Genomic DNA, 7786 nt, shown 5'->3' on the forward strand with positions numbered 1-7786 from the left:
TGTATTTTTATTGTTCCTTCCCTACTCGACCTCTAAACTATCACTTTCTTTCATTACTAACCTCCTTTTCTTAGAATAAAAAAACGTCCTCCACAAAAAGAGGACGCTAAGTGCGCACGATACAACATGATCAGACCCTCCATTCGTAGAGCTTTAGCACTGTGCGGCATAGGATTATCATCCAGCTGCATTAGAAAGGGCCTTATGTCGACCGTTCCAGTTGACCCATTGGCGTCTTTGGACGTTTTTGGGCAGCAGCATATCTCCAGCACAGGAGCCTCACCTAACGAGGTTTATTTTGTTTTTGGAAATACCTTATGTGTCATATGCAGTGTAATAAAAAAGACAAAATGATGTCAACCTGTATTTTGAATATTGATTCTTTTAATTATTTTTTCCTATTCGTTTCGAATAAATAAACGTTTCAGGTAACCAGATTCAATTTCCTACTCCCTCTTACACTTAATAAAACAGCTAAAAGCAGAGCCGGCAACAGTAATTCATAATAGCTGATCATTCCCTCCTGATACGGCGCTAACAGAATGGAGATTATAAGCAAAAGAGCTACAACGATCGCTGACGATTTTACTAAAAGACCTACTATTAAAGTCGCCCCTACAATAATTTCAATAATTCCGGTCAAGTTTCCTAAAAACACAGGAATGCCTGCTTCTTCAAAGGTTTGATTGGCCTGGGAAATATCGGTCACTTTAATTATTCCATGAAGAGCTATAAATCCCCCAAGCAATATACGCAGCAAAAAAGGATCCATTCTGTCCCTTGTTCAATCAGTCTTTTCATTTTTGGTCCCCCATTTCTCTACGTCCTATTCTAATAAACAAGACAGCTATAAAGGGAGGTGTTTCATTGAAAAATTTGTGACATATTCCTTAATACTTTTTATTGCTTTAAACATATGCACCTTTACTTCCTGTATTTCCCTCACACCCTCTAACATTCTTCTTTTTCTGTTGAGAATGTTGTGTAATCACTCGAAGCATTTTTACAAAGTCATAATAGATAACTACAAAGCAATAGGGAAGAAAATAAGTAAGCAGGGTTTTATAAATATTCCAGCCGTTTTTATACAGGAGTTTCCCTGCCATAAGAGCAGCTATTTCTGCCGTCGCAGACAAAAGTGTAAACAATGTGATCCATATCATCCTAGGCCATGCCCTTTTTTGCGCGCAATATATCATGAAACTGGCCACTACTGGAAAATAACCAAGGTTCAACGGATAAATCGTACGATACTGTTTTTCTTTAATTCGTGGCTTTAAGAGCCAGTACCGAGTTCCTTTTGTGTTGATCACAAAAGCAATCAATACACATAAGGGGATGGTAGTGGTCACCAGGTACTTGTCTTTCTGATAAAGGTAGCCACCAAACACCCAAGGAAGCAGAAAACCAAATAGTATGTTAACTGCCATATTATCATCACCTCTCTTCTCATGATTTACCAATGAAAAAGAGACGATGTATTCTTATGAGAATATCAATTTAGAATTTTTTTATTATCCTTTGTATTTCTTGTAATACGTCTGATTAATTGAGCAGCTTCCCCGCCCCCCAGGATAAACACTTTCTCTCCATAAATTATTTTTCCTTAACTCAAAAAAGATGTTGACTGTCATTTAGAGATGATGTACCTTAAACATTGTGTTCAAAAGAGAATATCTTCGTTAGGTGAGGCTCCTGTGTTGGAGATATGCTGCTGCCCAGAAATGTCCAAAGACGCCAATGGGTTGAACAGAGGTCATCGAGATAAGGTGGCATCTAATGCAGTTGGATGAATCCTATCCGCACAGTGTCAAAGCTCTACGAATGGAGAAAACAGATGACCGTGCTTCTTTTGAAAGAAACCAGCGAGCTTCTTTGTGTTGACAAAAACACCTTCATTCGTGAAGGTGTTTTTTATGCACTGTTAGGAAATTTTATCAAAGAAAGGATGGTGGTGGATGAAATGGAAGATCCTTCATCGAGTTGTATCATAAATCATTTGACAATAAATCGAAGACAGACATGGTTACGCGCACACTGCCACCTTTCATATGTCAAACAAAGGTGGCCATGAACTACATACTTAGGAGGTAATTTTCATGGCTCGTACAGAATCAGATCTACAAGCTCAAAAAGAAATGACTCTTTTTCATGAAGCAGAAAGGAAAAAGAGTAATATATTAGTAAACGGAAGCATGTTGCAGATTTGGAAATCAAGACTCCCTTATTTAATTATTACGTTGATTGGCGGTATGACAGCGGGCGCCGTTATCGGGGCATTTGAGGATGCCTTAGAAGCTGTTGTACTGCTCGCCATCTTTATTCCTGTCATCATGGATATGGGCGGGAATGCAGGCACACAATCCTCCACGATTTTCACCCGAGCTTTTGTGTTGGGACAAATTGACTTTAAAAAATATCGCAAACATCTGGCAAAAGAAACGTTAGTGGGTGCTTCCATGGGGGCTCTCTTAGGGACGGCAGCATTCTTCATCGCCATGCTGTGGCAAGGAATACCTGAATTAGGATTAGTGGTAGGATTATCTTTATTCTTTACCGTGACAATTGCGACGGCCTTAGGTTTTTTGATTCCATTCCTTCTCATTAAGCTTGGACTGGATCAAGCAGCTGGTTCCGATCCATTTATCACAACAATTAAAGACATTTCTGGTCTTTTAATCTACTTTACTCTCGCTCAACAGCTTTTGTCTCATATGATGTAAGAAAATTAAATATTACTTCGTTAGGTGAGGCTCCTGTAATGGAGATACGCTGCTGCCCAGAAATGTCCAAAGACGCCAATGGGTCAACTGAAACGGTCGACATAAGGCCCTTTCTAATGCAGCTGGATAAAAGTCCTATGCCATACAGTGCTAAAGCTCTACGAATGAAGGAACAAGACAAAATCATCCCAAAAAACATGACAGCCGCCTTCCTTCCAAAGAAAGGCGGCTTTTTATCTTTACGAGATGAACAATTTTGTAGGAAAGCAGGTGGTGAAAATGGAACTGCTCATCAAACTGAGCCTTGCCCTATTATTCGGTCTTTTAATTGGGATTGACCGTCAGTTAAAACATAAGCCATTGGGATTGAAAACAAGCATGGTTATTTGTGTAGCTAGCTGTTTAATTACCATTACCTCCATCGAAGCAGCATACAATTTCCCTAAAATGGAACATATGATGATGGATCCTATGCGTCTGGCTGCTCAAATTGTAAGTGGGGTCGGCTTCTTAGGAGCTGGAGTCATTTTACGTAGGAACAATGATGTGATCTCCGGGCTAACCACAGCTGCGATGATTTGGGCTGCTTCTGCCCTGGGAATTGCCGTTGGTGCAGGTTTTTTTCTAGAAGCAAGCTACGCTGTTGTATTGTTAATTCTTTCAGTAAACGTTCTGCCCGCCCTGGTGAAAAGATTTGGCCCTCTGGCTCTAAGTCAGCGTGATGTAGCAGTAAAAATCGTCATGGAGCCAAACCTTAAAATGACAGAGCTACTAGAATCTATCGAAAGAAGATCTCATACATTAAAGGAAAAAAAGAACTTTGATATAAACATTCGTAATATTAAATTAAAAGATTTAGAGAATGGAAATCAACAAATAGATTTAACAATATCTGCCCCTGAGAAGCAATACACAACAGAGATTTATTATTTAATAAAAAAAATTGATCACGTTCTTACCGTTGATGTGGAGCATTTATAAAAAATATCAGTAAGGAGGGGTGCACTTATGTTGAAATTAAACTTCAAAAATAGAGAAGAGTATACTTTCTATCTCCATCTTTATTTAAAACAAGGGGAAAAAGAAAAATTCCGCCATGATTTTTTGGCTCTGCATCCTACTGATCAAAGTGAAATCCTATTTGAGTACAATGAACCAAAACGAAAACAGGCATTTCAATATCTCTCTTCAAAAGAGCTGGCAGAAATCTTTCAAGAATTAGAGCCTAGTCAGCAGAAACAAATGGTCTCTGAATTAAGTGAGGAAAATGCTTTAGAAGTTTTTGATGACTTGGCAGCTGACGACATCACGGATTTCTTTTCTGAAATTCCTGAGCACATCGCTACGTACTACTTAAATCAAATGGAACAGGAAGATGCCAATAATATTAAGCATCTCCTTTCTTATGATGAAAGAACAGCAGGTTCCATTATGACTACTGAATTTATTACGTTACAGGAAGAGGAAACAGTTTCACAAACCCTCGAAAGACTCAGCCGAGAAGGAAAAACAGCAGAAACAATCTATTATTTGTATATAGTAAACAAAAACAATGAACTGTTAGGCGTTGTATCGTTACGTGATGTAATTACTTCTGCTCCTAACCTAAAGGTTGCAGAGATTATGAAAGAACAGTTTGTTTCTGTCCACCCTTTCGCTGATCAGGAAGAAGTCAGTCAAATCATTCATGAGTATGATTTTCTCGCTGTTCCTGTGGTGAATGATGCCCGGCAGATCATGGGAATTGTAACGATTGATGATATCCTCGATATTGTAGAAGAAGAAACAACAGAAGACATTGGTGAGATGTCAGCAGTAAAAGGCGCGATTGACCTTGACGTCACCGCCTTTCACTCAGCTATGAAACGATTGCCCTGGCTACTCTTGTTAATGGTTCTTGGAATGGCTACCGCTGGACTGATTGGAACCTTTGAAGAAACGCTTGCACAACTAGCTGTACTTGCTGTATTCATCCCTCTGATTGCGGATATGGGCGGAACTACAGGAACGCAGTCCCTTGCTGTTGTGGTAAGATTACTGGCTCTTGGAGAGATTGAGAAACATACTCTCCCTCGTTTAATGAAACGTGAACTTATAGCAGGATTGATCTTGGGGAGTGTATGTGGCTTTCTTGTCATGGGGATCGTTCAAATATTTGCCTTTGGCGACCTAACGCTTGCGTTAGTTGTCAGCTTGTCCCTTTTTGGTACCATTTTTATTTCCAACCTGACAGGTACCTTGATTCCCCTTGTCATTAACCGTTTGAAAATAGACCTACGGTAGCCTCTGGTCCTTTTATTACAACGATTAATGACATTATTGGATTGTTTATATACTTTACTCTCGCCGGAGCCTTGCTTCATACTTTATAAATGCTCACTGAATCCTGAATTTCCACACAGGAGAAGGTTCCTTATTTGGAATTCTACTTGTTATAAAAAAGATCCTAGAGTAATGGAGAAAACTACCTTTTATATGATTCTATTACCCTTAACACCCATGTGAATAGGAAGACGTTCTATCGTTCACATGGGTATTTTAAATTTAAAACCTGACATTGAGTGCCCCATTGTTATTTTAATTTTAAATGAAGATCCTTCCCGCAAACGAACCCCTTTAAAGAAAATGGAATATGCATTGTTTTAACTAATGTTTAATAAAAAAACTCACCCTTGATATGCTCCCCTAAAGGTAGATTAAACAAATGTTCTGTCCATCTTTAGGTTTTTTTTCGTCGAAACCCCCATCTGCCGCTCTTTCTCGCCCTTTTGTATTTAACATGCCATAAATAAAAAAGAAATAAATAACCTATTTTATTAGTCTCGCTGTAACAGTGATGTATTACACCTTTAACTGAAAAAGCAATTATATTAAGGCCATCCCCTAACTATTGCTCTAAGCATATTACTTCATGTTACATACATATATGTTAAAATAATATTAAGTAACATAGTTGAGGTGATCTCTGTGGAGTTTGTTGCGCCCATAAAAGATATTCGGAAAATTCGTTTAATGAAAAAGGTCATTAAAAAAATCCTCTAGAGATTATTTATTGTTTGTTATGGGGATAAATACTGGTTTTCGAATAGGAGAATTACTCGAATTAAAGGTTACTGATGTGATGGATGAAGAAGGAACCTTTCGGTTATTTTTAGAGTATGAAAACAAACAACAGCCTATTTACCTGAATGAACAGGTAAGGCGCGCTCTTAAGCTTCACTTTCAACAAAAAACACCCATATCTACTGATTATTTATTTCAATCCTCAAGAGGTCATGCTCCCATTACCAGACAGCAGGCGTACCGAATAATCAACGAAGCAGCAAAGCACGTGGGAGTTACAGAAAAAGTTGGAACTCATACGCTTCGAAAAACGTTTGGTTACCACGCTTATGTCAAGGGGATTGCTATTTCCTTGATTCAAAAACGATTTAACCAGGCAACACCGTCTGACACATTAAAATACATTGGCATTGACAAAACTGAACAGCAAAAAATAGATGTGAATTTATAATGGAGGCTAAACATGTTTTTGGAGGCATTTGGAACTGATGCATTTGTTTTAGTAGCTGCTTTGCTGTTAATTAGTGGAGTGTTAGTGGCCAAGTTCTCAAACCGCCTTGGACTTCCTGCACTTGTTCTCTTTATCCTTGTTGGTATGCTCATTGGGAGCGATGGGTTAGGTTTCATTTATTTTGATAACGCCGAAACCGCACAATTAATTGGGATCCTGGCTTTGGTTATCATCTTGTTCGAAGGGGGCCTTCAAACAAAGTGGTCCACCGTTCGGTCGGTTGCTGCTCCTTCTCTATTATTAGCTACGCTTGGCGTGTTGCTTACTTCCGCCATTGTTGGTTTAGCAGCGATGTTAATTTTTGATATCACTTGGTTTGAAGCCTTCCTGTTTGGGGCCATAGTCGGTTCTACCGATGCAGCTGCTGTATTTGCCACTTTAAAAGAACGAAACATTAAGGCAAAAATGGGAGCTACACTTGAAGCTGAATCCGGGACGAACGATCCCATGGCCGTTTTTCTTACACTTGGATTCATCGAGTTAATTCTTGCTGACGATATGAGTATCTTTATGCTTATCCCGAATTTCTTCTGGCAAATGGGAGTGGGGCTTGGACTAGGCTTTGCAATTGGAAAAATTGCTTCTTACTCGATAAACCGAATCAATTTGGAATCTAGTGGACTTTATCCGATTTTTTCAGTAGCTTTTGCCTTACTAACCTATAGTGTTACAGCCTTTATCGATGGCAGTGGATTTTTGGCAGTTTATGTGGCTGCGCTTGTGATTGGGAACTCGGAACTTACTTACCGCTATTCCATTTTTCAGTTTAACGAAGGATTTGCCTGGATGGCTCAAATTCTCATGTTTATCATCCTAGGTCTGTTAGCTTTCCCAGGTCAGCTATTCACCTTGGATGTTATGGCTGCAGGTTTATTCCTTTCTTTTATTTTGATGTTTGTCGCTCGTCCAGTTGCAGTATTTCTTTCTACCCTCGGAATGAAGTATACGCTAAAGGAAAAGACTTTTATCTCCTGGGCTGGCTTAAGAGGAGCCGTACCAATTGTACTTGCCACCTTCCCTGTTGTGGCAGGCCTTGAAAACAGTCAAGTGTTTTTCAATGTTGTCTTTTTCATTGTTCTGACATCTGCTCTCGTACAAGGTTCAACCATTTCACCTGTAGCTAAAAAGCTTAAGCTCACGGGTCCCAAAAAAGACACGCCTCATCACTCAATTGAATTAATTTCGATTGGGAAAGCCAACGCTGAAATGGTGCAATTTAAAACAAATGAAGACACAGCAATTGTAGGTCGAAAATTACACGAGATCCCATTTCCTCGCAAAGCAACAATAAGTGCGATTGTGAGAGATGAAACGCTGATTACACCTTATGGGGAAACAGAAATTCAAGCAGGTGATTTTCTATATATTTTAGTATCCCGAAAAGAAAAGGATGCGTTAAAAAAGCTCATTGAAAAGAAAAAGTGGAACACCAATAAGCGTAAAGAGAAAGCTAAATAAATGTAAAAGTATTAAATGTGAAAATGGAGGA

The 7786-nt window shown here is 39.0% G+C and carries 6 protein-coding genes, 1 pseudogene and 3 riboswitches; of the genes and pseudogenes, 5 read left to right on the plus strand and 2 right to left on the minus strand.

Annotated features, from left to right (window positions below; all coding sequences use genetic code 11):
* Window positions 1–130 precede the first annotated feature (130 nt).
* Window positions 131–298, minus strand: a riboswitch (M-box (ykoK) riboswitch).
* A 126-nt stretch (window positions 299–424) separates the two neighbouring features.
* On the minus strand, window positions 425–772 hold the full coding sequence (locus JCM19033_RS05975) for a DoxX family protein (RefSeq protein ID WP_054635623.1): 348 nt from the start codon (window positions 770–772) through the stop codon (window positions 425–427).
* Window positions 773–908: 136 nt separating this feature from the next.
* A complete protein-coding gene (locus JCM19033_RS05980; RefSeq protein WP_054635624.1) occupies window positions 909–1430 on the minus strand; it encodes a hypothetical protein in 522 nt (173 codons plus the stop codon).
* Window positions 1431–1671: 241 nt separating this feature from the next.
* Window positions 1672–1836, plus strand: a riboswitch (M-box (ykoK) riboswitch).
* A 263-nt stretch (window positions 1837–2099) separates the two neighbouring features.
* Here JCM19033_RS05980 and JCM19033_RS05990 point away from each other — a divergent pair.
* The 5 genes and pseudogenes from JCM19033_RS05990 to JCM19033_RS06010 all read left to right on the plus strand — a co-directional run bounded on the left by JCM19033_RS05990 (window position 2100) and on the right by JCM19033_RS06010 (window position 7755).
* Complete coding sequence (locus JCM19033_RS05990) at window positions 2100–2723, plus strand: magnesium transporter (RefSeq protein ID WP_054635626.1); 624 nt, start codon at window positions 2100–2102, stop codon at window positions 2721–2723.
* Between the two features lie 9 nt (window positions 2724–2732).
* A riboswitch (M-box (ykoK) riboswitch) is annotated at window positions 2733–2899 on the plus strand.
* Window positions 2900–3002: 103 nt separating this feature from the next.
* Window positions 3003–3704: an MgtC/SapB family protein gene (locus tag JCM19033_RS05995; protein ID WP_054635643.1), complete on the plus strand. Its 702-nt coding sequence runs from the start codon at window positions 3003–3005 to the stop codon at window positions 3702–3704.
* 27 nt (window positions 3705–3731) lie between these two features.
* Window positions 3732–5095, plus strand: a pseudogene (gene mgtE, locus JCM19033_RS06000) (magnesium transporter).
* A 689-nt stretch (window positions 5096–5784) separates the two neighbouring features.
* Window positions 5785–6237 (plus strand): tyrosine-type recombinase/integrase, encoded by a 453-nt coding sequence (locus JCM19033_RS06005; RefSeq protein WP_306301251.1) that lies wholly within the window; start codon window positions 5785–5787, stop codon window positions 6235–6237.
* 12 nt (window positions 6238–6249) lie between these two features.
* Window positions 6250–7755, plus strand: a complete 1506-nt coding sequence (locus tag JCM19033_RS06010) for a potassium/proton antiporter (RefSeq protein WP_054635627.1) — start codon at window positions 6250–6252, stop codon at window positions 7753–7755.
* The last annotated feature ends 31 nt before the right edge of the window (window positions 7756–7786 follow it).

The sequence above is a fragment of the Thalassobacillus sp. C254 genome, assembly GCF_001310615.1.